This is a genomic window from Pseudonocardia alaniniphila (genome assembly GCF_022524485.1).
GTDB lineage: Bacteria > Actinomycetota > Actinomycetes > Mycobacteriales > Pseudonocardiaceae > Pseudonocardia > Pseudonocardia alaniniphila.
Map to the genome: position 1 here is coordinate 30797 of NZ_JAKXMK010000051.1, position 21951 is coordinate 52747.

Below are 21951 nucleotides of genomic sequence, written 5' to 3' on the forward strand. Positions count from 1 at the left end.
CGCCGGCGTGGTGCACATGCTCGCCGAAGCCTTCGAATGAGCTGGCGGGCGAGGATTTCTCGGGCACGGGCGCCGCGGTCGCCGCCCGCGGGCCGGGACGTTCAGCGCATCAGCGATCCGCTGCTGTCACAGACGCCCATCGCGCACCGTCTACATGGGAGAGGTACACACGTCGGCTCGCCCTCTTCGTCCCGGAGGTACTCATGGTTATCGCTCCCTCGCCGTTCGAACCGTTCGTAGGGCAGAAGACGATCCTGCTCACCACGTTCAAGCGAGACGGCACGCCCGTCGGCACCGCTGTGAGCATTGCGGTCGAGGGGGACCGCGCCTTCGTGCGGACCTATGACGCGGCCGGGAAAGCAAAGCGGATGCGGAACAACCCGGAGGTCGAGATCGCTCCGTGCACTATGAAGGGCACGCCCATCGGCCCGGCCATGCACGCCCGGGCGAGGCTGCTCACCGGAGAGGACGCTGTCCGTGCCGCCCGCGCGCTGGCCGGCAAGTACCCCTTCCTGCACAGAGCTCTCGTACCGTTCCTGCACCGCGTGAGGCACTATCAGACGCTGCACTACGAGCTCAGGACATCCGGCGGGTGAATCCGATCAATCCGAACGTCGGCGCCGCAGACCTCCGTGATGTCGTATGTGGACAGTCCGCACCTCGCGAAGATGCTCGTGAACCGTTCGTGCTTCGCCGGCGAACATCGGATGCGAGCGCTCGCCCACAATCACTGCCAGGAGGTTCGGTATGCAGATCGGCGACCAGGTCGACGACTTCGAGCTGGAGGATGAGACGCGTACCCCCCGCAGGCTCAGCAGCCTCCTCGTGCATGGTCCGGTCGTGCTGTTCTTCTATCCGATCGCTTCCAGCGGTGGTTGTACGCAGGAGGCGTGCCGCTTCCGCGATCTGGCCGGCGAGTTCGCCGCTGTGGGTGCCCAGCCGGTGGGCATCAGCAGCGACAACGTGACCAAGCAGAGCGTGTTCGCGACCTCGAACGCGTTGGGCTACCCCCTGCTCACGGACGCGGGCAACAGGGTGGCAAAGCGACTCGGCGCCTACCGGTGGTTCCTGCCCGGCGGTCTGCACACTCGACGGATCACCTTCGTCATCGGCCGGGACCGTCGCCTCATCCATATGATCGCGAGCGAGACGCAGTTCGATCTGCATGCGGACCAGGCGATCGAAGCCCTCAAGAGGCATCGGGCCGCTCACTAGGCAGGACCGCGGGCAAGGTCGTGTGTGCGATGGCGATCCGGCACACGATCGTTCATGCGGGCCCCGCCGTGTCTACTCTGCCTGGCGATACGGCGGGGTGTGCAGCCTGGAGTAGGACCGAGGTGCTGCAGGCCGTGCTCGAGGCACCCATGCCGGCATGTACCAGCACGACGATCCCGCCCGTACGTGTAGGGAGCGCTGTCGCGGTGTGCCGGCGGCGCAGCTTTGAGGGGATCGGCTCGCGGTCAATGCCTCCCGGAGCTGCCCTTGCCGCCCCGGAGCTTGTCGATCATCTGCTGGGCCTTCGCGCGGTTGCGCGGGTCCTGCGCGTAGCGCCTGGCCTGCTCGGTGAGCTTCCGCCCTTGCGGGCTCTTCAAGAACTCGCCGATCTTGCGAAGCGGGCTGGCCATCATCTCCCCCATCTTTTGGTAATCATTGAGTCAACTCGCGTCGGGGCTGCGGAGTTCCCAGGGGCCGCGCGGGCTCCCGGCGACGGGCGCGCTCCAGCGCAGGACCCCGGGGCCCAACCCCCCATGTCCGCCCTGCCGCCTCGAGATGCTCGGCGACAGTCCTGGCCACGAACCGCAAGGCGAGCCGGGCCAAATCTCGCCACGGCCCAAGACTCCAGCCGTGGTTCCTGCCGTGCGGGACCCGGAGCGGATGACCGCGGCGGGATTCGGCGACATGGCAGGTAAACGTCGTTCACAGCCTTGACAAGGCTGCCCCATCGGCACCTACTGTGTGGATCTTTGCAGCGAATGGGAGTGATCGTGCGGGCTGGACGGGGCTGGCAGGTCGCAGTGCCGTGGCCGGCGTGGTCCCGTCGGCACGTCGACCTGTGCCGTACCCACGCCGCGCTCTGTCGTTGCCCCTGGCGCCCGGTGTCCGGATAGCCACGCCGCTCACCTCGATAGCCACACCACGTGACCCGACCGGTCGGGTTGCGCGCTGCGCTACTTGCCCCCGCAGCGCGCCGCCGTCCGTCATCCGAAGGAGAAGTTCCGTGCGTCGCACGTTCCTTGTCGCAGCGGCCGCGCTGCTGTCCGCCGCCATGCTCGCCGGATGCAGCAGCGGTTCCGACAGCACCACCACGCTGCGGGTCGGGACCGAGGGCACCTACAGCCCTTTCAGCTACCAGGGTCCCGATGGTCAGCTCACCGGCTACGACATCGAGGTCGTCCAAGCCGTCGGAGCCCGGCTCGGCCGCACCGTCGAGTTCGTGCAGACCCCGTGGGACGCGATCTTCGCCGGGCTGGAGGCGCAGCGCTTCGACCTGGTCGCGAACCAGGTGACGATCAACGACGAACGCCGGGCCCGGTACGACCTGTCCGAGCCCTACACCGTGTCCGAGGGGGTGATCGTCACCCGCGCCGACAACACCGACATCACCGGCCTCGCCGACCTGCGGGGCCGGACCACCGCGCAGTCCGCCACCAGTAACTGGGCCGGCGTCGCCCGCGAGGCCGGGGCGGAAGTGGAGGCCGTCGAGGGCTTCGTGCAGGCCGTCCAGCTACTCAAGGACGGTCGCGTCGACGCCACCGTGAACGACACCCTCGCGGTGGGGGAGTACCAGCAGACCACTGGCGACACCGGCGTGAAGGTCGCCGGGACCACCGGCGACACCAGCGAGCAGGCGTTCGCGGCGCGCCAGGGCAGCGGACTCATCGAGGAGGTCAACCGGGCACTGGCCGAGCTGCGGGCGGACGGCACGCTGACGCGGATCTCGGAGAAGTACTTCGGTTCGGACGTGAGCGGCAGCTAGGTGGACTCCTCGACCTGGGAGCTGATCTGGCGCAACCTGTGGCCGATGCTGGTCGCCACCGTCACGCAGACGATCCCGCTGACGGCGATCAGCTTCGCGCTCGGCCTGGTCGTCGCGCTGTTCGTGGCGCTGGCCCGCATCTCGAAGTCCGGGCCGCTCTCGGCGCTCGCGCGCGGCTACATCTCCGTCATCCGCGGCACGCCGCTGCTGGTCCAGCTCTTCATCGTGTTCTACGCGCTGCCGCAGTTCGGGGTGGTGATCGACCCGTTCCCGGCGGCGGTGGTCGCGTTCAGCCTGAACGTCGGCGGCTACGCGGCCGAGGTGATCCGGGCGGCGATCCTGAGCATTCCGAAGGGGCAGTGGGAGGCGGGGCAGACCATCGGCATGGGGTACGCGACAACGCTGCAGCGAGTGATCCTGCCGCAGGCGGCGCGCACCGCCGTGCCACCGCTGTCCAACACCCTCATCTCGCTGGTCAAGGACACCTCACTGGCCTCCACCATCCTGGTGACCGAGCTGCTGCGGGTCGCCCAGCTCGCGGCGGCGCCCACGTTCGACTTCTTCGCGCTCTACGGAGTGGCCGCGGTCTACTACTGGGTCATCTGCTTCGTCCTGTCGTTCGCGCAGAACCGGGTGGAGGCACGACTGGAGAGGTACGTGGCCAGATGACCGATCTGCTGACCGTGCGGGGCCTGCGTAAGTCGTTCGGCGACCTGCAGGTACTACGCGACATCACGTTCACCGTCCCGGCCGGCACCGTCACCGCGGTGATCGGGCCGTCGGGGTCGGGCAAGACCACGGTGCTGCGCACACTCAACGCCCTGGACCGGGCCGACGCCGGCGTGATCGGCATCGGTGGAGTCTCGGTCGATTTCGCCCGGCCCGTCGACCGCGCGACGCTGACCCGTTTCCGCGCCCAGAGCGGGATGGTGTTCCAGGCGCACAATCTGTTCCCGCACCGGACGGTGCTGCAGAACGTGATCGAGGGTCCGGTGGTTGTGCAGAAGTGGCCGAAGGCCGAGGCGATCCGGGTCGCGATGGCCCTGCTGGAGCAGGTCGGGCTCGCGGAGAAGGCCGACGAGTACCCGTACCAGCTCTCCGGCGGCCAGCAGCAGCGCGTCGGGATCGCCCGCGCCTTGGCGCTCAAGCCCACCCTGATGCTCTTCGACGAGCCGACCTCGGCGCTGGACCCGGAGCTCGTCGGCGATGTGCTCCGGGTCATCAAGGACCTGGCCGCCGATGGCTGGACGATGGTGATCGTCACCCACGAGATCCGCTTCGCCCAGCAGGTGGCCGATCAGGTGCTGTTCACCGACGGCGGGGTGGTGCTGGAGTCCGGGCCGCCCGCCCAGGTGCTGGGCGACCCGGCCGAGGCCCGCACCCGGCAGTTCCTCCGGCGGATCCTGGATCCGATCTAGCCGGTGTGACGGGTGACGGTGTCGCGCAAGTCGACGATGCGGTCGTCGGGCCCGACGACCGCGTACTCGCAGGGTGGCGATCGAGATCGCCGCCAGCAGGTCGGACACGATCGACACCGTGCGCCAGATCAGCGCCGCCTCGCGCACGGCCAGGCCCGGGGCCGGTAGGTGAGGCGCCGCAGCAGCACCTCCGCCGGGCCGCGGATGCCCGCGACGTCGAGCCGGTGCGCGACGACGACGGTCAGCAGCCACACCCCGATCCCGACGAGCATCGCGGTGGCGCTCGACAGGTGCGCGCCGAGCCCGAGGCCCCACGCCACCAGCACGGGTACGAAGATCAGCGACTGCGCCAGGTAGCCCGACAGCGACCGGCGGCCCAGCGCGACGAGCGCGCGGGCGGGGAGCGGCGGGGTCGCGCCGCTGATCCGGTGCGTGATCAGCCCGAACACCGCGGCGGCGCCGACGCCGGCGAAGATGCCGGTGAACAGGTGCAGGTGCACGAACGCCGACGGGTTGGGCACGACGAGCACGCCGAGGTGGAGCAGCGCCTGGAGCGTGCCGGCGCCCCAGCCGACCGCGAGGCCGAGCACGGCGGTGCGGCGCAGCAGCGGCAGGTGCCGGCCGGGTTCGTCGAGGACGCGGTGGCGGGCGGCGAGGATCCCGATGAGGAACGCGGCGGGCATGACGAGTCCGATCAGCGAGGAGATCGGGGTGGGCACCCACAGCCCCAGTCGGAGCAGGACCGAGACGAGGTAGCTCGACTCGGCGGCCGCCTGCTGCTGCATGGCCATCGCCCCAGCCCCCGCGGGAACGACCTGGCCGAGGGCGGCGAGGGCGAGGTTGCCGAGAGCGGCGACGCCGAGGAGAACCCCGATCCAGATCCTCAGCGTGCGGTCACTGCGGTGCAGGAACAGCGGGACGAGCAGCAGCCCGAGAACTCCGTAGGTGCCGAGTATGTCGCCCTGCCACAGCAGTGCGGCGTGGACGAGGCCGATCGCGAGCAGCCACCAGTGGCGGATGCGCAGGAGCCGGTGGACGTCGCGCTCCGGGCTCCCGGCGGCGATCCGCCGGGCGTGGAGCTGGCCGATGCCGTAGGCGAACATCAACCCGAACAGGGTCCAGGCCCGCCCGTCGACGAACACGATCGTCACGGCCTGCGCGATCCGGTCGGCGATGCCACCCTCGGCCGGGTGCAGCAGGGTGGAGCCGGTCTCGGAGGTCCAGAGGAACCACGGGACGTGGGCGAGCGCGATGAGCAGCAGCATCATCCCGCGGGCTAGATCGGGGGCCAGGGCCCGCTCGGCGACCGGCGTCGGCGCTGCGGTCAGGGCTGGATCGCGGCCTTCCGGCGGGGTGTTTCGGATGGGAGTGGACACGGCATGCCTCCTGGCACAGGTGATGGTGGCCAGCGGCTCGCCACAGCCGGATCGGGCGGGGGATCGCGCCCGTCACCGGGCTCGCTTGAGGAGCACCAGGATGTCGGTGGCCACCGCGCCGACGCTGGGTTGCAGGCTGCTCACGGCCTCCCACCCCTGGCTGCCCAGGTCGTTGAGCTGACGCTCCATCTCGTCGTGGTCGAACCCCTTCCAGCCGAGGCCGAACTTGACGATCTTGTGCTCGACAACCTTGGTCATGTCCCCAGTCGACACCGTGCCGCTGCGGCATGCTCAACCCCGACCCGTGTGTCCTGCCGCTCAGCATCGGGCGGCTGATGAGGGAGTCGTGAATACCCGTGCGCCCAGGTGCCGGGCGAGGAAGTGCTCGAGCGTGCGGTACAGCTCGCTGTTGCTGTCCGGGTTGACGAAGTTGAGTCGCCTCGCCACGGTGCGAGGTAGGCGACCGTCGTGCCGTCCGGGGACACCAGGGCGCGACTCCGGGTGGGCGCGCCGAAGAGGTCCTCGACGGCGATCAGCGTCGGCGGGGTCTTCATGAGGTCCCGTCCGGTCGGTGGGCGGGAACCTCGCTGGTGCGTCGGCGGCGTCGTTCGTACGTCGCGACGAGGACGACCATGCCGACGTTGACGGCAACGAGGATCAGCAGGGACGCGTCGCCGGTGTCGGTGGCCCGGTCGATGGTGGTGGTCCCCCCACCGGACATGACATTGCTGATCACGCCGAAGAGGACGTTGTTGACGACGTGGAAGGCGATCGGCGCCTCCATGCCGCCGCTGAGGATCGCCATCAGCCCGGTGCTGACGGCGACCACCGTGAAGTAGCCGGCCAGCCAGAGGTCTGTCGAGCCGTGGACCACGGCGAAGCCCAGGGCGGAGACCACGAGCCCGACGGCCAGCGCCGGCCGGACCGGGCGCACCCAGCTCGCGGCCGCGGGCAGCATGACGCTGCGGTAGATCAGTTCCTCGCCGGCGGCCTGGATGGGGGTGGTGAGCAGGGTGATCGTCAGGAAGGCGATCGTCGTACCGCTGATCGCGAAGGTCGTCCAGCCGGTGGATGCCGGTGCGACGGCGCCCACCACTCCTGCTCCGGCCCCCACCATCAGCGCTGCGCCGATCGAGTAGTGGGCCAGGCGCCGCCGGTCGAACGCCCGCCGCGAGCTGAACAGTGCGCTCCAAGGCACCCGGGTCATCCACACCAGCAGCAGGACCGCGACCAGGCCGGTCGCGCCGGTGGCCACGTTGACGGCCAGGGACTTCAGCGGCGTGAGCTCCGGGGACAGCGGGTCGTCGCTGCCCTCGATGACGCCGACGAGTTGGTAGGCCAGCACCTGGAGGACCACGAGGACGAGCGGCAATGCCAGGACGAGGACGAACGGCTTCCACCAGCTCATCCGCAGGTGGGCGCCGAACGGCCGCGAGGGGTCGACCGCGGATGGGCCGGGCCGCGCCACGGGACTCACGGTTTTGGGGTGGGTGGGATCAGGTGAACGCATGGAACGGCCCCTTCCGGGGTTCGGGTGTCGGGTTCGGCGGTCAGCCCGCCATCCAGATGCTCTTGAGCCGCAGCGCACGACCCCCACCCCCGCGGGCACCCACCACACCCACGACACCGTCCTGCAAGCGCGACGGTTCCGGCGACGTGCCACGGATACGGGTGGGCGGGTCGGCAGAACGCGCGCGGCCTGCGGTGGTTCCGTTCCCTGTCCGCGCGGTGAGCGCCCGCCGCTCGGGGGGCGAGCCCGGGATCCGGCTCGAGTCCTCACGTGATCGCCAGGATCGGGACCTGACGTGCACATGTGGACGTCAGGTCCCGATTTCGCTGATCATGAGCAGTTCGGCGGCCGCCGTCGCACGAGCAGAGGAGCCCGTGATCAGTCCGTCCTCCCGGCGGTCGGATGGCTCCGATCCGCCGGGCTCGCGGGCAGCGTGGTGGCGCCGTCCTCCAGGCGCGCGCGGGCGCGGTGGTGTCGCTTCTCGACGGGCATGATCTTCGTTGCCCCGGGCAGCCCCATGGCCGGCGTCCCGACGTACATGCTCTCGGCCCGCTCGACGATGAAGGTCTCGTGCCAGATCCCGACCGCGCCGGGGTTCTTCTTCGCCATCGCGTTGAACCGCGTCCAGGCCGGCCGGTGACTCAGCGAGCCGGCGGATGCGTAGTCGTAGAGCTTGTCGATTGAGGACCAGTACTGCGCGAGGTACGGCCCGTTTCCGTTGATCAGCAGTTCGTAGCCCAGCAGCCCGGAGTCCGGATCTTCGGACAGCTCGCGCAGCATACGCCGCATGTCCCGCCCGACCGGGATCCAGAGATCCGGCCGCCACCACCGGTTGAACGTCATGCCGATGTGGAACACCACCAGCTCTCCGTCGTACTGGTGCATGACCCTGCCCGGGACGATCTTCGCCATATCTCCCCCGAAATTGAATAGTTGCACCCTCGGCGTATCCACGCATGTGGCCGGGCGCCCCTCGCGGCTCGTACTTCCGGCGACGGGATCCGGCCAGGCCTGCGACCTGGACCAGGCGCGGCTCAGTTGAGTCCGGCGACCATGGCTCCGGTGACTGGCGCGACCGCGCCGGACACGTAGGCGTCCGGCTGCGCGAGCCAGGTGATCGCGGTGGCGACGTCGTCGGGCGTGCCGAGCAGTCGGACTGGGATGCTCTCCACGACCGACCGGGTGGCGGTGACCTCGGTGAACTCATCCACACCGATGCCTGTTCCCGCGTTGTTGACCAGCACGTCGAGGCCGCCGAACGTGCTCACGGCGGCCTCGACCGCCGCCTCGAGGCCGGACTGCGCCTCCTCGCCGCCCCCGAGGGCCGACCGCGGACGTCAGGAGCCCAGCTGTCGCTGCACTGCCTGGGCGTCGATCAGGTAGTTCATCTCGTAGAAGCGTCCGTCGCGGACCTTGTGGAAGGCGTACTCGGCGAACTCCAGCGTGGCTCCGGTGGGGGCGACGCCGAGCCACTCCTTCGTGTGCGTGCCCTTGTTGAACAGGCGGGCTGCCACGCGGTCACCGTCGATGGCGATGTCCTGGACCCGCCAGGTGAAGTCCGGCACCGCAGCGCCGTGCCCCTTGAGCTCGGCGATGACGTCGTCCCGCGTGACCGGCCGGCCGTTCTCGACGAGCTCGTCGTGGATGAACTCGGTCATGCGGTCGAAATCATGATCGTTGAGCGCGTCGATGTAGCGCTCGAAGACCTCGCGCACGTCGGAGTCGGACATGATGACCTCCTTGTCGCCCCGTGTCGGGGCTGTACTCGTTGTGTTGATGACTGGCGATGCCTTTCCACGCTCTCGTCGTGGCGGCCACCGTCGATCGCGGAGAACCTTGGGTCCGCGACTTCTATTCCGATCGGTACAGAAGTTGACATGTCGCGCTGCGGGGTGCGGCGCGACAGCAGTGTCAGCAGGGCTTGTGACAGCGGCCTTCCAGTGACCCGAGGTCCTCGACGGCGTCGGCGTCGCACAGATCCACTTCGATCACGGAGTGCCCGGCGGCACGGAGCCGCTCGGTCACCGCGGCGCCGATCCTCGACGCCGAACCCGTCACTGCATAGCTGCCCATTCGCACCCCTGCCCGATCGAGGCCGTGATCAGCCCGTTCCGGAGCAGGAGACGGTATGCCGTCGCGGCACACGCAAGTGCCTCGTACCGCGACGTGCCTCACGTTGACGTGCGCGGTTCGGCGCGGGCGGCTGCAAGGTGCAGCGGGCGCCGTCGGGTGGGGTCTGCAGATCGGTCAGGTAGTCGGCGACGATCCTGTCGATGCACTCGCTCTGCCCGAACAGTGCGACGCTGTGCTGGGCGCCCTCTGCGGTCAGCCCTGCTGTGGCAGCGTCGAGGGAGTCGATCCGGTCGCGCACCTCGTTGACGACGTAGACCTGCCAGTGCCCGGGCAACACGACAGCAGTGTCGATCAGCATGAGCCGCTTCGGCGATATCCTCGATGAGACGACATCCTCCCGGTCGGGCAGCCCGGCGACCGGTTGAGCACCCGCGCCAGCAGGCGAGGGTGACCTGGGCGAACACGGACCTGCGAGCGCTGATGGAGGAGGCGGCGTGGATTGCACCTTCGGCGAGTTGCTGCGCGGGCACCGGATCGCCCGGTCGCTGACCCAGGAGCAGCTGGCCGAGCGGGCTCGCCTTTCACCGAAGGCGATCAGCGCCCTGGAGCGCGGCGAGCGACGCCGGCCCTACCCGCACACGGTCGCCGCGTTGGCCGATGCACTGGAGTTGGAAGCGGCGGAGCGCGCGGTTCTGGTGCGCTCCGTCCCACACCCAGCGGCGACCGGGCCCGACGCAGCCCACAGGTCGCCCGCGCCGCACGCGGGTTGCCTCCCGGTCCCGGCGGGCTCGGTGATCGGACGGGGCGACCAGCGAGCCGCTGTCGCTGCCCTGCTCACCTCCGCTCATCAGCGGATGGTGACACTGACCGGCCCCGGTGGCGTCGGAAAGACCACGCTGGCCCTGGCCGCCGCCGCCGACGCCGGGGTGGCCTTCCCGGGTGGGGTCGTCATGGTCGAGCTCGCATCCGTCGCTCGAGCGGATGCGGTGGTCCCAGCCATCGCCACCGCGCTGGGGCTTCCCACCGCGAACATCGACACTGCAGATGCTCTCGTCCCCTACGTCCGGGGGCGTCGGCTGCTGCTGGTGCTGGACAACCTCGAGCACGTTCTCGAGTGCGGGCCGCAGCTGGCGACCCTCGTCGCCGGCTGCCGCGACCTCGTGGTGCTGGCCACAAGCCGGGCACCGTTGCGAGTGCGAGCCGAGCGTGAGGTGCGGGTCGCGCCCTTGGACCCCGCGTCAGCAGTGCAGATGTTCCAGGAGCGAGCCCTCGCCGCCGGCGCGGTTCTCGGCGGCGATCATCGGACGACCTCGGCGGTCGCTGCCCTGTGCGAGCGCGCAGACGGACTGCCGCTGGCACTCGAGCTTGCGGCTTCCGCCGCCGCGCTCCTCGGCCCGGCTACGCTGCTCGAACGGCTCGACGTGATCCCGATGGCCGGCCCGCAGGACCTCCCCCACCGGCAGCGAAGCATGGCAGCCACCCTGCGATGGAGTCTCGACTTGCTACCGGCGGACGCCCGGTTGCTGCTGGCGCGACTGTCCGTGTGCAGGGGCGCGTTCTCGCTCGCTGCGGCGGAGGAGGTCGGCGGCGCAGACCCCTCGGTGGTGCTGCCCGCACTGACGGACCTGGTCAGGCATGCCCTGGTCACCAGGGTCGACGATGTGGAGGGGACGGAGCGGTTCCGATTGTTGGAGCCGGTGCGTCAGTTCGCCGCCGACCTCCTGGAACCCGGCGAACGCGACGAGGCCCGTTTTGCTCTGGCGCGGGCCGTGCTCGGTACCGCGCGCGCTCTTCATGACGACCTGCGCGGCTCGGGCCAGGTCCCCGCCCTACGCCTGCTCGACGCCGACTTCGGCAACGTTCGAGTCACCGTCGACCATCTCCTCGATCATGGCGCGGCCGACGAGGCCGCCGAGTTGCTCTGGTGTCTGGCGCTGCATCTGATGATCCGGGGGCACAGCAGTGAGGCTCGCCTCTGGGCCGAGCGGATCCACTCGTTCCCGATGAGTGACCTCGCCCGTGCCCGGCTGCTGGTGGCGTGGGCTGGCGTCCTGCTGCTCGCCGACCCGCAGGACGCGCACCGGGTGTCTCAAGAGGGGGTCGCGGTGGCCCGGCACGCCGGCAACGACGATCTCGCTGCCGACGCCCTGCTGCTGGCCGCCGCCTCGGCGCTCTTCGTCGCCGATGAGTCGACGACGCAGCGCCTCTCCGACGAGGCGCTGCAGGCAGCCCGAACCGATGGCGACCCGTGGCGGGTCACCCAGGCGCTGCTCGCCGTCGGGCAGTCCGCCGCCGCCGGGCGGCCCGGCGAGGCGGCCCGGACCCTTCGGGCAGCAGAAGCCTCCGCGCGTCGCACCGGGCTCTCGTTCGAAACGGGAGCCATCCTCACCGCCCGTGCGATTCTCGCCGAGCGGCAGAAGGACTACGCCACCGCCGCGGCCCTGCTCGCCGAGGCCGTCGGCCTGGCTGCCACCATCCGCAACAGCTGGACCCTGCCCTACATCCTCTCGGCCCTCGCCGGCGTCGCCGTCCAGCTCGGCGAGTTCGAGGCGGGTGCTCGCCTTTTCGGCGCCTGGGCCTCCTACGCCGCCGAGCACGCCGTGGTCGCCGACCACCCCGTCACTCTCGACCTCGTCCAGCGCGATCTCTCCGAGGCCCGATCGGGCCTCGGAGAGATCGCATTCGAGGCCGAGTTCCGGATCGGACGGGAAACGACGATGAACGACGTCGTCGAGCTGGCGCAGGCCATCGAGTGCCGTGCCGGAGGTCGGGGCCTCACGACCCGTCAGAACTCGAGGTGCGGGTTGCCGCTCGTCGCTCCCACGCCACCGTCGGCCCGCAGCTGAGCGCCGGTCACGAAGCTGGCATCCTCGCTGGCCAGGAACGTGATGACCGCGGCGATCTCGTCGGGGTCGGCGCTACGACCCAGCGGCATGCGGTTGGCAAGTCCTTCGCGGACGGCGTCGAGCTCGAGCACCGGCGCGATCACCTCCGAGCTCGTGTAGCTCGGGTGTACCGCGTTGACACGCACGCCCTCCCGCCCGTGGTCCATGGCCATTGCGTTGGTCAGGTTGGCCACGGCGGCCTTGGTCGCGCTGTAGGCGGCCATGCCCCACTCCCCACCGAGGCCGCTGACCGAGCCGACGTTGACGATGCTGCCACCCACCGCCCGCAGGTGCGGCAGCGCCGCACGAGAGGCGAAGAAGACACCGTCGAGGTTCGTCGCTATCGAGGCGCGCCATGCCGTGGTGTCGAGCTTGTCCACCGTGCCGAGCTGCGCGACCCCGGCGTTGTTGACCAGCGTGTCCAACCGTCCGAACCCATCGGCGACCGCGTCGATCACCTGGGTGATCGCCTCCTCGTCACCGACGTCGGCGACGTACCGGGCGATCGTCGTTCCCTTCGGCGCCGATGCCACGACCCGATCGAGCTTCTCCTCGGTGCGCCCCACGACCACAGCCGTGGCGCCCTCTGCCGCGAAGCGCCGTGCCGTGGCGGCACCGATCCCCGATCCGCCGCCCGTCACGACGACGACGCGCCCACGGAACCGATCAACAAAGACCATCGTTCACACCCCGTCCGAGATCATGTCGGGGCCAGCCGGTCCCCGACTCCGACGACACTTCCTGCCAGCCGGGACCGGCCCCACCCACAGAGATCCCACAGTGATCCCACAGCGATCGGCGACGAACCCCGGCGGATCGATCCGCTGCGGCAGCGGACCTCGCCCGCGATCAGGCCGACGATGAGGGCGGTGAAGAAGACCGGTTCAGCCCGTACATGAGCGCGAAGATCACCGCACTGCCGATCACGCCGATCACGACGCCGCAGCAGAGCAGGGCGGACGCGACGACGCCGCGAGCGACCAGGCTCCGCTGCTGCCGCTCTCGGTGTAAACGGCCTGAATAATCTCCGGCTGCAGGCGACGCTACGAGCCGCCGATCTGGAAGGCTGACCGCGGTGCGGCTGAGCAGCCAGGGCGCGTCGGCTCGATGCTCCGTGCGTTGCTCACCCAGTTCGGGGCGCGCCTCGAGGGCATCTCGCCGTCGGCTGCGAGGCACCTCAACGCGGCAGTATTAGAGATGGTGTCGCTGGTGGCCTCGGTGAGGGTCGGCCCTCAGTCGAGGACGGCGAACGCCTCCACCTCGACGAGCACGTCAGGCTCGAACAGGTAGTCCACGCCGATCGCCGACAGGGGCGGCAGTGGCCGCGGGAGCCCGATCTCGTCCGCGACGCGATCGATGCCGGCGATGAAGTCGGGGTACTTGTCCGGGCTCCAGTCCGTCACGAAGAAACGGAGCCGGACGACGTCGGCGAAGCTCGCTCCGGCGCCGGCCAGGCCGCGCGCCGTGTTGCGCAGTGCGTGCGCGACCTGACCGGCCAGATCACCCGTCGCGACCGCGTTCCCGTCGGCGTCACGCGCGATCTGGCCGGCCACATGCACCTGGCGGGTACCCGAGCTGATCGAGACGTGGTGGTACGGAACGGGAGCGAACATGCCCTCCGGGGTCAGCAACTGCACTGTCATGAGAAGTCCCTTCGTCGTCGGATGAGGTATCCGAGATATACTCGGTTTCCGAAGGGAACTTCAACGAGACCAGGTGTCATGCAGGAAACCGCTCCGCCCCGGCCGGACGGCCCTCTCCTCACCGAGGACCACCGCGACCTGCTGGACCAGGTGCTCGACAAGTGGTCGATCCACGCTCTCGACGCGCTGTGCGAGCGGCCGTTGCGCTTCAACGAGCTCCGCCGGGCGATTCCCGTCGTCACGCAGAAGTCGCTGACGGCGACACTCCGCCGCCTGGAGCGCAATGGCATGGTCGAGCGCGTCGTCACGAGCACCCGGCCCGTCGCCGTCGAGTACCGCATCACGCCTCTTGGAAAGACGCTGCAGGACCTGATCGACGCGCTCCTGCAATGGACCACCGTCACGCTGCCCCACGTCGAACGAGCACGCGCCGACTTCGATGAGGAGCGTTAGTTGGCTGTGCTAGCTGATGGCTTGTCACGCAGCTTTGGGCCGGGTAATCGGTTCAGGTCCGGATCGGTGAGCCGAGTGCTGGAGCTGGTTCACGCCTACCCTGGGGGTCAAGGGGTCGCAGGTTCACATCCTGTCGCCCCGACGGAACGATGGGCGGTTCCCTACGTCGGGGGGAGCCGCTCATCAGCGTTTCTACCTGCGGAAACCCGGATATGTGCCCGTCTAGCCTACAGGTCTTGTGAATCATGATCGTCTGTCCACCGTGGCTGATGAACGTCAAACAGGAGCGAATCTGGAGCGGCGGGTTCCGTGCTCTGACTGAAACGGTCAAATGAGGTCGGGATCCGTGTCTGGGTGAGCCCACATGGTCTGCATATGATGAAGATCATATCCTGGTCGAGAACTAGTGCCGTCATTGTCACGCTGATCTTGAGCTTCCTTGAGCGGAGGTTGGCGTACCCCACTTGGCATTGCGGTATGGACTGGATCATTCGTCCGACTTGGGCTCGTCGTCGGCCGGAGGCCCAGAGCATGGTTGTGGGTGACCGTCGACGTCCAGGAGGCCGGACCTGGCGATGGCGTAGCCGAGCTGGGCGCGGCCGGAGCTGCCGAAGCGCTCGGACAGTCGCCGCACGTGCTCCGCGACAGTGCGGCGGCCCATCCCGAGCTCTCGCGCGATCTTGTCGTCGGTGAGTCCGTTGACGAGCATGCGCATGATGCTGCGTTGGATGTCACTGGTCACGGCGACCGAATGCCGGTAGCCCGCAGCGGTGGGTACGGGCGTGGCCCTGCTCCAGCTGAGGTCGAAGGCGCGGCTCAGGTAGCGCACGAGGGCGGGCTGGTGGATCTCGATCAGCTCGTGCTCGTCGCGCGAGGGTGACGCGATGTAGGCGATCTTCCGGTCGAAGACGATGAGCCGGTCGAACAGTTCGCTGAGGGTCCGGGCCTCGGCTCCCTCGCGGACGATGCTGTCCACGTACTCCAGGGTCGGCCCGTGGATGCGGATGGTGTGCTGGTAGATCACCTGCTTGCGGACTCCACGGCGCAGCACGGGGAGGTCGCGTTCGAGCACGTCCGCCAGGATCTCCGGGGAACGGCCTCTCCCCGGATGCGCTGTGATGAGTTCCGTCCGGCATTCGTCGAGTGAGCGCTGTAGAGCGGCTTCGACCTCCGTCTGACCATGGATGGGGACGACGTCTGGCATGTGTGCCGTCCGGCCGCGGTTGTACGCCCGCTCGATCAGCTCGAATGTCTCGGTGACGGTGGCAAGCGCGGTGCGTGTGCGTGATATGGCCCGTTCCAGCGGTGCGAGGTGGTGCGTTGCCGCCACAGACGGTGGCACGACGCGTACGCGGCCGGGTGGCTGTGCCGAGGGGACGACGAGCCCGAGTCTGCGCAGGCACGTCGGCACCTCGTCCAGCTCGGGCGAACCTCCGGCGGTAGCGTCTGCCACCGCTCCCTCGTACACGGACAGGGCCTCGTCGCAGAGCTCCGGTGCGCCGCACGACGCCGAGCAGGCCCGATCCATCCACACCGCCCTCTGCGTACTTGTGCATTGCGCGATCACGCCGCCACCGAACGTAGTCGGTTCGGCGGATGGTGCGCCAGCATTTCGACTGGCTGGAGGGCTCGGTAGGCCCGGCCAGTTCGTACTGTCGCTCGCGAACCGAGGAGGAGACGTGCAGTTCTCTGGGCGCGTCGTGGTCATTGGGGCGGGCCATATGGGGACTGCCATCATCGGCGGCATCGTGAAGAGTGTCGGTGGTCCTTCACTCGTAGTGGTGGACGCCGCAGAATCCCGGAGCCGGGGCACATATCGCAGGGGTATTCACCGAGTTCGCCGTCACAGTGGGGTTCCGATCCAGCCCGGCCCGATTGATGACGGGTCAGAAACTACGCGGCACGGCGGTACTGCTGGAATCAACTGAACGCAGCCCAGTAGAGCTGTGCAGAGAGGTTATGACGCCGGGAGAGACAACGGAACGAGGAGTATGCGCTACTGCGACAAAGGGCTTGGGGCATTAAAAGCTGCGCATCCCCGGGAAAGTGCGGTCGGCGTGACCGCGATGGCGGTGGCCAACGTCATTCTCGGCACGTCGTCGCTGTACTGGCACGCGCTGGGCGATGTGTCACCGACGACGCTCCTCGGTTATCGCATTCTCGTGTCGCTCGCCACCCTATGTGTGGCACTCGTGTGGCTGGGACGGGTACGAGCCGCTCTCGAGGCGGCGTCCAATGTCCGACTGGTGGTGATCCACCTCGCCGCTGCAGTCCTGGTGTGCACGAACTGGCTCGCCTTCATCTGGGGCTCGATCCACGGGAGGGTCCTGGAGACCGGGCTGGGGTACCTGATCGCGCCCGCGGTGACCATCGCGCTAGGCGCGATGGTGATGCGGGAGCGGCTCGGCCGGGTCCGCGGTGTTGCGCTCGTCGTGTGCCTGCTCGGCGTAGTTTTTCTTATCCTGCGCAGCAGCGAGCTCGAGTGGTGGGTGTACGTCACGATCGGCATGACCTGGGGCGTCTACAGCTTCCTGAAGAAGCTCACCACCGCCGACCCGGTCACCGGGCTCACCCTCGAGACCGCGCTCTTGGCTGTCGGCACCGTCGCCGTCGCCGTCGTCGCGGGCTCGTCCTACTCGCTCGACCCCGGGCCTGCCGCGGGTGCGACCGAGATCGCCCTGCTCGCGATGTGCGGGCTCGTGTCCGTCACGCCGCTCTGGCTGATCTCCTTCGGTGCGAAGAAGATCACCCTCAACGTATCGGGATTCGTGCAGTACGTCCTGCCGACCACCCAGTTCGTGGTCGCGCTGGTCTTCTACGGCCAGCGGCCGTCGGGAAACACCGTGCTGTGTTTCGTCGTGGTGTGGCTGTCGTTGGTCTCCATCGTCGTGGATTCCATGCTGCGCGCCCGCAGGAGTTCAGTGGCGGTGGAGGCATCCTCGGCTGCCAAGACGCACGAGAAAGGGACCCGTCTGCCATGAACTGTGACGTCCGGGCCATCGGTGTAGGTGTCGTTGGAGCGGCCACCACCTGGGCGCTGGCAGAGCGCGGCGTGCGGGTGATCGCCGTGGACGCGCACGGTCGCACGGCGAGAGCCGCATCTTCCGCCGCGCGTACCGGCAAGGCGCCACGTACCTGCCACTGCTGAAGCGGGCCAACGAGCTGTGGACGGAACTGGAAGGAGATCCACGGCAACGCAGGTGTGGCGCAGGCCGTGGAGGCCGGGGGAGGGCTTCCGGTCGCCGCAGTCACGGCGACGTGGACGGTCCACGGCCCATGCGGCGGTGGAGGCCAGGGCCGGTCATCGAGCGCTCAGCTCGACGCGGAGGATCCGGTCGTCGCCGGTCCGGGGGTCGGTGCCTCCCCAGGTCGCCTCATCGGTGTTGGAGGTGACGATCCACAGCGCGCCGTCCGGCGCGAGCTCGACCGCTCGGATCCGCCCGTACTGGCCGACGAAGTGCGAGATCGGCTCGCCCGCAGGCTGCCCGGAGCTGACCGGGAGCTGCCAGAGCCGTTGCCCGGACAGGGCACCCATCCAGAGCGAGTTGGCGGTCAGTGCGATGCCGGAAGGCGACGCCTCGTCCGGGTGCAGTGCGAAGATCGGCGGTTCGCCGGTGGATCCCGCGACACCCTCGGCTGCGGGCCACCCGTAGTCCAGGCCGGGCCGCAGGAGGTTGACCTCGTCCCAGGTGCGGTGGCCGAGCTCCGACGCATACACCGCGCCGTCCGGCCCGAACGCGATCCCTTGCACGTTGCGGTGCCCCAGTGAGAACACCGCGGTACCGAAGGGGTTGCCCGCCGCCGGTGAGCCGTCCGGGCGGATCCGCAGCACCTTCCCGTTGAGCGAGTTCGGGTCGGGGGAACGGCCGCCCTCGAACGCGTCGCCGGTGCCGATCCAGAGATTGCCGTCCCGGTCGAAGACCAGCTTGCCCCCGTGGTGACGGTCCGCCGTGCCGATCCCGTCCAGGACGATCCGCCCGACGGTCAACGAGCGCAGGTCCTCGGCGACCTGCACCGCGACCACCCGGTTCGTCGGGCTGGCGGACACGTACGCGTACACGGTCCGGTCGACGGCGAAGTCCGGGGAGGCGGCAAGGCCCAGCAGGCCGCCCTCGGCGCTCTCGGTCACCCCGGGGATCGTCCCGACCCTCGACACCGGCCCTCCGGCCGGCGGGACATGGCTGATGTCACCGGAGTCGCGGCTCGACACCAGCGCCGATCCGTCCGGCAGGAACGTCAGACCCCACGGCATGCGCAGTCCCGAGGCCACCTCGGTGACCGCCCCCAGCCGCGGGACCTCGACCGGAGCCACGGGCCCTCGCGGTGCGCCGGTCACCGGTGGAACCACCGGGCTGACCGCGGGTGCGCTGTCGTCGTCGGGGTAGTTGCGGCTCGAGACGCCGATGCTATCGGCGGGCGCTGAGTCGAGGGGGCCCCCGGGCGTGGCTGCACATCCCGCCACAAACGCGAGAGCGAGCAGCGCCGGCAACGGTGAGCGAGACTTCCTGGGCATCTCGTCATCCCTCGCTGTCGAGGCCGGCCATCTGCTGCTCGGGATAGCGCTCACCGGCGGCGTCGCCGGCGGGCACGGCCGCCTCGATGGCGCCGATGACCTCATCGCTCCGGACGAGGTCGGCGGCCGCGAGCGACTCCTGCAGACGGGCGCCCACGAGCGGCACGACATCGGTGCCACGGGTCTCGGTCGCTGCTTGGATCGTGGCGATGCTCTCGGCCTCGTCGGCCGGGCCGTAGAGGTCGGACATACCCATCGCGGCAGGCCCCAGAGCGGAGACCTGCGGGCCGTCGGTGCCCATTCTGCGCGTGTCCATGGTCATCCTCCTCGAGGCGGTCTTGCTTCCGGTGATAACAGAAGCATGGTTCCAGTGATAATGCAATCGTCGATAACGATGCCGTGTTATCGTTGGAAACATGGACGCGGACGCGACCCGGGGGCGCATCGTCGAGGCGGCGGCTGAGCTACTGGCCGAGGGCGGGCGCGAGGCGGTGTCGACGCGGGCGGTGAGCGCCGCGGCGGGTGTGCAGGCACCGACGATCTACCGCCTCTTCGGTGACAAGCAGGGTCTGCTCGAAGCTGTCGCCGTCCACGGGATCGCCGAATACCTGCACAGCAAGACCGTTCGGGAGCGGGATCCGGATCCGGTGGTGGACCTGCGGCGGGGGTGGGACCTGCACGTCGGCTTCGGGCTGGAGCACCCCGCGCTCTACGCGCTCGTCTTCGGGGAAGCGAGGCCGGGCGTCGAGTCGGCGGCCGAGCGCCAGGCCGCCGCTGTGCTCGCGGGCATGATCCTGCGTGTCGCCGCGGCGGGGCGCCTACGGGTGGGTGAGGAGCGGGCTGCGCACCTGGTGCACTCGACGGGGCGCGGCGTGACGCTCACGCTGATCGGCATGGCCCCCGAGCAGCGCGATCTCGCCCTCTCCGAGTTCGCCCGGGAGTCGGTGATCAGTGCAATAACGACCGACGGACGCGGGCGCACCGAGGCCGGTGCCGGGTCCGTCGCCACGGCCGTGACGCTGCGGGCCCTCCTGCCGGAGCTGACGGTGCTCACCGACGCCGAGCGTGGGCTCCTGCGGGAGTGGCTCGACCGGGTCGCCGCCGAGGGCCGAGCCGCGCCCCGCGCCTCCTGACGCCTGCCGAAACGGCAGCGGTCTGCTGGTGGCCCGGACCGGCCACGCGGCCGGGCTGCGCCGCCAGGACCACCGCGGACTCGCCGGTGTGACGGTCGGTCCCGAGCAGTACTCGCCCGGCATCACACTTCCGCGGTGCGGTCAATGTGGAGAAGCCGGCTGAGCGCAGGGCTTCGTGCCCCTCCGGGGCGGGGTGCCCAGCCGTTCGGTCTCCGCCGCGTGCGCTTTCGGCAGCGGGACGAGTTCACGGGCGTTGGACATCAACTCCGTTCCGCGGGTTCGTTCAATGCACCGGATGCGGATTCCGCGACATTCACAGCGTCCCCCTCTGGTCGAATTCCGTAGCCGCACGAGCCCACCGAAACGGACGATCAAGGTGTCGCCCTCAGACAACCCCTGTGATCTGTTTGTCGACGCCCAGGAGGGCCCGCCCGTAGATCTCCCTGCCCAGCGAGGTCGACACCGCCGCATGCCGGGATCCGGTGGCCAGATCGCGCCAGAACCGCTGGAGTGGGTCGCTGCGACGGAAGCCTGCGGTTCCGCCGATGTCGAGCAGCAGTTCCATTGCCTCCCGGCACCGCTGCATGACCACGCCGTTGTCCATCCTGATGCGGGCCCGGGCCGCAACGTCCAACCGGCGGCCCTCGATCGAGGCGGCTTCGATGTCGGCGGCCGCGCGGTAGGCGTGCAGCCGGGCGGTGTCGATGAGTGACGCGGCCTCGGCGATCCCCAGCTGGACACTCGGCGAGCGGATCGCGTCGGTGTAGGTCGAGCTGGTGATCGGCTTCCCGTCACTTAGCGTCTCGAGCACATGTTCCAACGCACCCTGGGCCATCCCGGTGATCGGGCCCGCGAGTGACACCCGCAGCCACGATTGAACCCGCGCGAGATAGACACGCTCGCCCTCCTGCCACCGCTGCCGCGAACCGCGCAACCTCCGCGCGGCCATGGTGCGGTACTCCGGCACGAACACATCACGAACGACGACGCTGTCGCTGCCGGTGCCCTCCATGCCGGCCATGTCCCAGCTGTCTTTCACCTCGACGTCGCAGGCCGGGACAAGGACGAGGCGATCATCGGGCTCCCGCGTCGAGCCGGCATCGACGAGCGTCCGCAACAGCACCCACTGCGCCTGATGGATCCCCGAGGCGTAGCGCCATTCCCCGCTGATCCTGATCCCACCCGGCACCGACCGCACCGAGTTCGACGCGGCACTTTTCAGCGCCGCGCTCACCGCCGCGTGAGCGTCCGTGTCCCAGATGTCGCACCGGGCCTGATCGTCGAACAGTGAGGCCATGAACGCAGAACCGCAATAAATCTTCCCGACCCAGGCGCTCGATCCGCAGCCACGAGCCAACTCCGCGAACACGTCGATGACCGTGCGCACGCCGGCCTCGCGACCACCGAACCTCCGCGGTGCGGTCAACGTGTAGAAACCCCCCGCACGCAGCGCCGCATCCACCTCCGGCGTCAGATTCCCCCGCCGTTCGGTCTCCGCCGCCTGAGACCGCAGCAGCGGCACCAGCTCCCGAGCGGCAGCGGTCAACTCAGCCCGTTCAGCCGGGTCGTTGAGACCGGTCGGCACGGACACGGACGCACTCATACAGTCCTCCTCGAGGCAGTGGGTAATTTCGCCCGGTCCGCGAACGATTCACCGGAATCGGCGTGAAAGCCCGCTCCGATCGAGCGCCGGAGCGGGCTTCGTCCCTGACTGCACACGCCCCACGAGAAGGGCGTTGCTTTCCGCTCGACCCGGGATCGCCCATGACCGCGACTCGCTCGACAATACCCCGCCGAGGAGCGGGTATTCGCGGACAAGTCCGACCCTCTAGTTCGCTACATGAATGAAAGTATTCACGTTGAGCAACCTGATTCGGGTGGCGCCAGGGCAGGTCGACGGGTATTGCTACCGGTGTCCGTCACCTGCGGGAGTTGTCCAGGTATTGCAGGATTTCGTAGGCCGCGAGCTC

Annotated in this window: 25 protein-coding genes; 10 read left to right on the forward strand and 15 right to left on the reverse strand. The window is 69.2% G+C overall.

The genetic code is table 11. The features are described from left to right. Positions 1 to 203: 203 nt before the first annotated feature. Positions 204 to 596, forward strand: a complete 393-nt coding sequence (locus tag MMF94_RS39910) for a PPOX class F420-dependent oxidoreductase (protein WP_241042692.1) — start codon at positions 204 to 206, stop codon at positions 594 to 596. Positions 597 to 747: 151 nt separating this feature from the next. Continuing rightward, a complete protein-coding gene (locus MMF94_RS39915; protein WP_241042693.1) occupies positions 748 to 1215 on the forward strand; it encodes a peroxiredoxin in 468 nt (155 codons plus the stop codon). A gap of 245 nt (positions 1216 to 1460) precedes the next feature. Here MMF94_RS39915 and MMF94_RS39920 read toward each other — a convergent pair whose 3' ends face one another. Beyond that, on the reverse strand, positions 1461 to 1625 hold the full coding sequence (locus tag MMF94_RS39920; RefSeq protein ID WP_241042694.1) for a hypothetical protein: 165 nt from the start codon (positions 1623 to 1625) through the stop codon (positions 1461 to 1463). A 593-nt stretch (positions 1626 to 2218) separates the two neighbouring features. Between MMF94_RS39920 and MMF94_RS39925 the strand changes: the two genes are divergently transcribed. Genes MMF94_RS39925 through MMF94_RS39935 form a run of 3 tightly spaced genes read left to right on the forward strand, consistent with a single transcriptional unit; the run spans position 2219 to position 4395 of the window. Further along, complete coding sequence (locus tag MMF94_RS39925; protein WP_241042695.1) at positions 2219 to 2977, forward strand: amino acid ABC transporter substrate-binding protein; 759 nt, start codon at positions 2219 to 2221, stop codon at positions 2975 to 2977. Next, a complete protein-coding gene (locus MMF94_RS39930; protein ID WP_241042696.1) occupies positions 2978 to 3646 on the forward strand; it encodes an amino acid ABC transporter permease in 669 nt (222 codons plus the stop codon). Continuing rightward, complete coding sequence (locus MMF94_RS39935; RefSeq protein ID WP_277398943.1) at positions 3643 to 4395, forward strand: amino acid ABC transporter ATP-binding protein; 753 nt, start codon at positions 3643 to 3645, stop codon at positions 4393 to 4395. Before MMF94_RS39930 ends, MMF94_RS39935 begins: the two co-directional genes overlap by 4 nt. Before the next feature lie 128 nt (positions 4396 to 4523). On the opposite strand, the gene MMF94_RS39940 is transcribed toward MMF94_RS39935, so the two are convergent. The 8 genes from MMF94_RS39940 to MMF94_RS39975 all read right to left on the reverse strand — a co-directional run bounded on the left by MMF94_RS39940 (position 4524) and on the right by MMF94_RS39975 (position 9712). After that, the gene (locus MMF94_RS39940) at positions 4524 to 5771 is read right to left on the reverse strand and encodes a DUF418 domain-containing protein (RefSeq protein WP_241042697.1); all 1248 of its coding nucleotides are present in this window, start codon (positions 5769 to 5771) and stop codon (positions 4524 to 4526) included. Between the two features lie 72 nt (positions 5772 to 5843). Then, the gene (locus MMF94_RS39945; protein ID WP_241042698.1) at positions 5844 to 6029 is read right to left on the reverse strand and encodes a DUF4177 domain-containing protein; all 186 of its coding nucleotides are present in this window, start codon (positions 6027 to 6029) and stop codon (positions 5844 to 5846) included. A 292-nt stretch (positions 6030 to 6321) separates the two neighbouring features. Beyond that, the gene (locus tag MMF94_RS39950; RefSeq protein WP_241042699.1) at positions 6322 to 7248 is read right to left on the reverse strand and encodes a CPBP family intramembrane glutamic endopeptidase; all 927 of its coding nucleotides are present in this window, start codon (positions 7246 to 7248) and stop codon (positions 6322 to 6324) included. A gap of 411 nt (positions 7249 to 7659) precedes the next feature. Beyond that, complete coding sequence (locus MMF94_RS39955) at positions 7660 to 8193, reverse strand: DUF4188 domain-containing protein (protein ID WP_241042700.1); 534 nt, start codon at positions 8191 to 8193, stop codon at positions 7660 to 7662. A gap of 122 nt (positions 8194 to 8315) precedes the next feature. After that, positions 8316 to 8549, reverse strand: coding sequence for a hypothetical protein (locus MMF94_RS39960; RefSeq protein WP_241042701.1), 234 nt, complete (start codon positions 8547 to 8549; stop codon positions 8316 to 8318). 69 nt (positions 8550 to 8618) lie between these two features. Then, a complete protein-coding gene (locus tag MMF94_RS39965) occupies positions 8619 to 9011 on the reverse strand; it encodes an ester cyclase (protein WP_241042702.1) in 393 nt (130 codons plus the stop codon). Between the two features lie 181 nt (positions 9012 to 9192). Further along, the gene (locus MMF94_RS39970) at positions 9193 to 9354 is read right to left on the reverse strand and encodes a hypothetical protein (RefSeq protein WP_241042703.1); all 162 of its coding nucleotides are present in this window, start codon (positions 9352 to 9354) and stop codon (positions 9193 to 9195) included. A gap of 28 nt (positions 9355 to 9382) precedes the next feature. Continuing rightward, on the reverse strand, positions 9383 to 9712 hold the full coding sequence (locus MMF94_RS39975; protein WP_241042704.1) for an alpha/beta hydrolase: 330 nt from the start codon (positions 9710 to 9712) through the stop codon (positions 9383 to 9385). 136 nt (positions 9713 to 9848) lie between these two features. Here MMF94_RS39975 and MMF94_RS39980 point away from each other — a divergent pair, with 136 nt between their 5' ends. Continuing rightward, a complete protein-coding gene (locus MMF94_RS39980) occupies positions 9849 to 12200 on the forward strand; it encodes an ATP-binding protein (RefSeq protein ID WP_241042705.1) in 2352 nt (783 codons plus the stop codon). Here the strand turns inward: MMF94_RS39980 and budC are convergent. Together budC and MMF94_RS39990 are read right to left on the reverse strand one after the other, a co-directional pair. Then, positions 12140 to 12919, reverse strand: a complete 780-nt coding sequence (budC, locus tag MMF94_RS39985) for a meso-2,3-butanediol dehydrogenase (protein WP_241042706.1) — start codon at positions 12917 to 12919, stop codon at positions 12140 to 12142. The two genes, MMF94_RS39980 and budC, sit on opposite strands and share 61 nt — an antisense overlap. 552 nt (positions 12920 to 13471) lie before the next feature. Next, positions 13472 to 13882, reverse strand: a complete 411-nt coding sequence (locus tag MMF94_RS39990) for a RidA family protein (protein ID WP_241042707.1) — start codon at positions 13880 to 13882, stop codon at positions 13472 to 13474. Positions 13883 to 13960: 78 nt separating this feature from the next. Between MMF94_RS39990 and MMF94_RS39995 the strand changes: the two genes are divergently transcribed. Beyond that, positions 13961 to 14335, forward strand: a complete 375-nt coding sequence (locus MMF94_RS39995) for a winged helix-turn-helix transcriptional regulator (RefSeq protein WP_241042708.1) — start codon at positions 13961 to 13963, stop codon at positions 14333 to 14335. Positions 14336 to 14822: 487 nt separating this feature from the next. Here the strand turns inward: MMF94_RS39995 and MMF94_RS40000 are convergent, their stop codons facing one another. Then, positions 14823 to 15788, reverse strand: coding sequence for a helix-turn-helix transcriptional regulator (locus tag MMF94_RS40000; RefSeq protein ID WP_241042709.1), 966 nt, complete (start codon positions 15786 to 15788; stop codon positions 14823 to 14825). Positions 15789 to 16150: 362 nt separating this feature from the next. Between MMF94_RS40000 and MMF94_RS43915 the strand changes: the two genes are divergently transcribed. Both MMF94_RS43915 and MMF94_RS40005 read left to right on the forward strand, forming a co-directional pair. Further along, positions 16151 to 16360: a pyrroline-5-carboxylate reductase dimerization domain-containing protein gene (locus MMF94_RS43915; RefSeq protein WP_379660545.1), complete on the forward strand. Its 210-nt coding sequence runs from the start codon at positions 16151 to 16153 to the stop codon at positions 16358 to 16360. Between the two features lie 32 nt (positions 16361 to 16392). After that, positions 16393 to 17316 (forward strand): EamA family transporter, encoded by a 924-nt coding sequence (locus tag MMF94_RS40005; RefSeq protein ID WP_241042710.1) that lies wholly within the window; start codon positions 16393 to 16395, stop codon positions 17314 to 17316. A 320-nt stretch (positions 17317 to 17636) separates the two neighbouring features. Here the strand turns inward: MMF94_RS40005 and MMF94_RS40010 are convergent, their stop codons facing one another. Together MMF94_RS40010 and MMF94_RS40015 are read right to left on the reverse strand one after the other, a co-directional pair. Next, the gene (locus tag MMF94_RS40010) at positions 17637 to 18848 is read right to left on the reverse strand and encodes a PQQ-dependent sugar dehydrogenase (protein WP_241042711.1); all 1212 of its coding nucleotides are present in this window, start codon (positions 18846 to 18848) and stop codon (positions 17637 to 17639) included. A 4-nt stretch (positions 18849 to 18852) separates the two neighbouring features. Next, positions 18853 to 19164, reverse strand: a complete 312-nt coding sequence (locus MMF94_RS40015; RefSeq protein WP_241042712.1) for a hypothetical protein — start codon at positions 19162 to 19164, stop codon at positions 18853 to 18855. A gap of 100 nt (positions 19165 to 19264) precedes the next feature. Here MMF94_RS40015 and MMF94_RS40020 point away from each other — a divergent pair, with 100 nt between their 5' ends. Next, positions 19265 to 19981, forward strand: coding sequence for a TetR/AcrR family transcriptional regulator (locus MMF94_RS40020; RefSeq protein ID WP_241042713.1), 717 nt, complete (start codon positions 19265 to 19267; stop codon positions 19979 to 19981). Between the two features lie 385 nt (positions 19982 to 20366). On the opposite strand, the gene MMF94_RS40025 is transcribed toward MMF94_RS40020, so the two are convergent. Beyond that, positions 20367 to 21584, reverse strand: a complete 1218-nt coding sequence (locus tag MMF94_RS40025; protein ID WP_241042714.1) for an acyl-CoA dehydrogenase family protein — start codon at positions 21582 to 21584, stop codon at positions 20367 to 20369. Positions 21585 to 21951: the final 367 nt, after the last annotated feature.

Bases quoted from the DNA above. Each gene is read 5' to 3' on its own strand.
- MMF94_RS40020 (WP_241042713.1), top strand. From the start codon at position 19,265: ATGGACGCGGACGCGACCCGGGGGCGCATCGTCGAGGCGGCGGCTGAG.
- MMF94_RS39910 (WP_241042692.1), top strand. From the start codon at position 204: ATGGTTATCGCTCCCTCGCCGTTCGAACCGTTCGTAGGGCAGAAGACG.
- MMF94_RS40010 (WP_241042711.1), bottom strand. From the start codon at position 18,848: ATGCCCAGGAAGTCTCGCTCACCGTTGCCGGCGCTGCTCGCTCTCGCG.
- MMF94_RS39970 (WP_241042703.1), bottom strand. From the start codon at position 9,354: ATGGGCAGCTATGCAGTGACGGGTTCGGCGTCGAGGATCGGCGCCGCG.
- MMF94_RS39915 (WP_241042693.1), top strand. From the start codon at position 748: ATGCAGATCGGCGACCAGGTCGACGACTTCGAGCTGGAGGATGAGACG.
- MMF94_RS39965 (WP_241042702.1), bottom strand. From the start codon at position 9,011: ATGTCCGACTCCGACGTGCGCGAGGTCTTCGAGCGCTACATCGACGCG.
- MMF94_RS39945 (WP_241042698.1), bottom strand. From the start codon at position 6,029: ATGACCAAGGTTGTCGAGCACAAGATCGTCAAGTTCGGCCTCGGCTGG.
- MMF94_RS40025 (WP_241042714.1), bottom strand. From the start codon at position 21,584: ATGAGTGCGTCCGTGTCCGTGCCGACCGGTCTCAACGACCCGGCTGAA.
- budC (WP_241042706.1), bottom strand. From the start codon at position 12,919: ATGGTCTTTGTTGATCGGTTCCGTGGGCGCGTCGTCGTCGTGACGGGC.
- MMF94_RS39955 (WP_241042700.1), bottom strand. From the start codon at position 8,193: ATGGCGAAGATCGTCCCGGGCAGGGTCATGCACCAGTACGACGGAGAG.
- MMF94_RS40015 (WP_241042712.1), bottom strand. From the start codon at position 19,164: ATGGACACGCGCAGAATGGGCACCGACGGCCCGCAGGTCTCCGCTCTG.
- MMF94_RS39995 (WP_241042708.1), top strand. From the start codon at position 13,961: ATGCAGGAAACCGCTCCGCCCCGGCCGGACGGCCCTCTCCTCACCGAG.
- MMF94_RS39990 (WP_241042707.1), bottom strand. From the start codon at position 13,882: ATGACAGTGCAGTTGCTGACCCCGGAGGGCATGTTCGCTCCCGTTCCG.
- MMF94_RS39975 (WP_241042704.1), bottom strand. From the start codon at position 9,712: ATGCTGATCGACACTGCTGTCGTGTTGCCCGGGCACTGGCAGGTCTAC.
- MMF94_RS39935 (WP_277398943.1), top strand. From the start codon at position 3,643: ATGACCGATCTGCTGACCGTGCGGGGCCTGCGTAAGTCGTTCGGCGAC.
- MMF94_RS39920 (WP_241042694.1), bottom strand. From the start codon at position 1,625: ATGGCCAGCCCGCTTCGCAAGATCGGCGAGTTCTTGAAGAGCCCGCAA.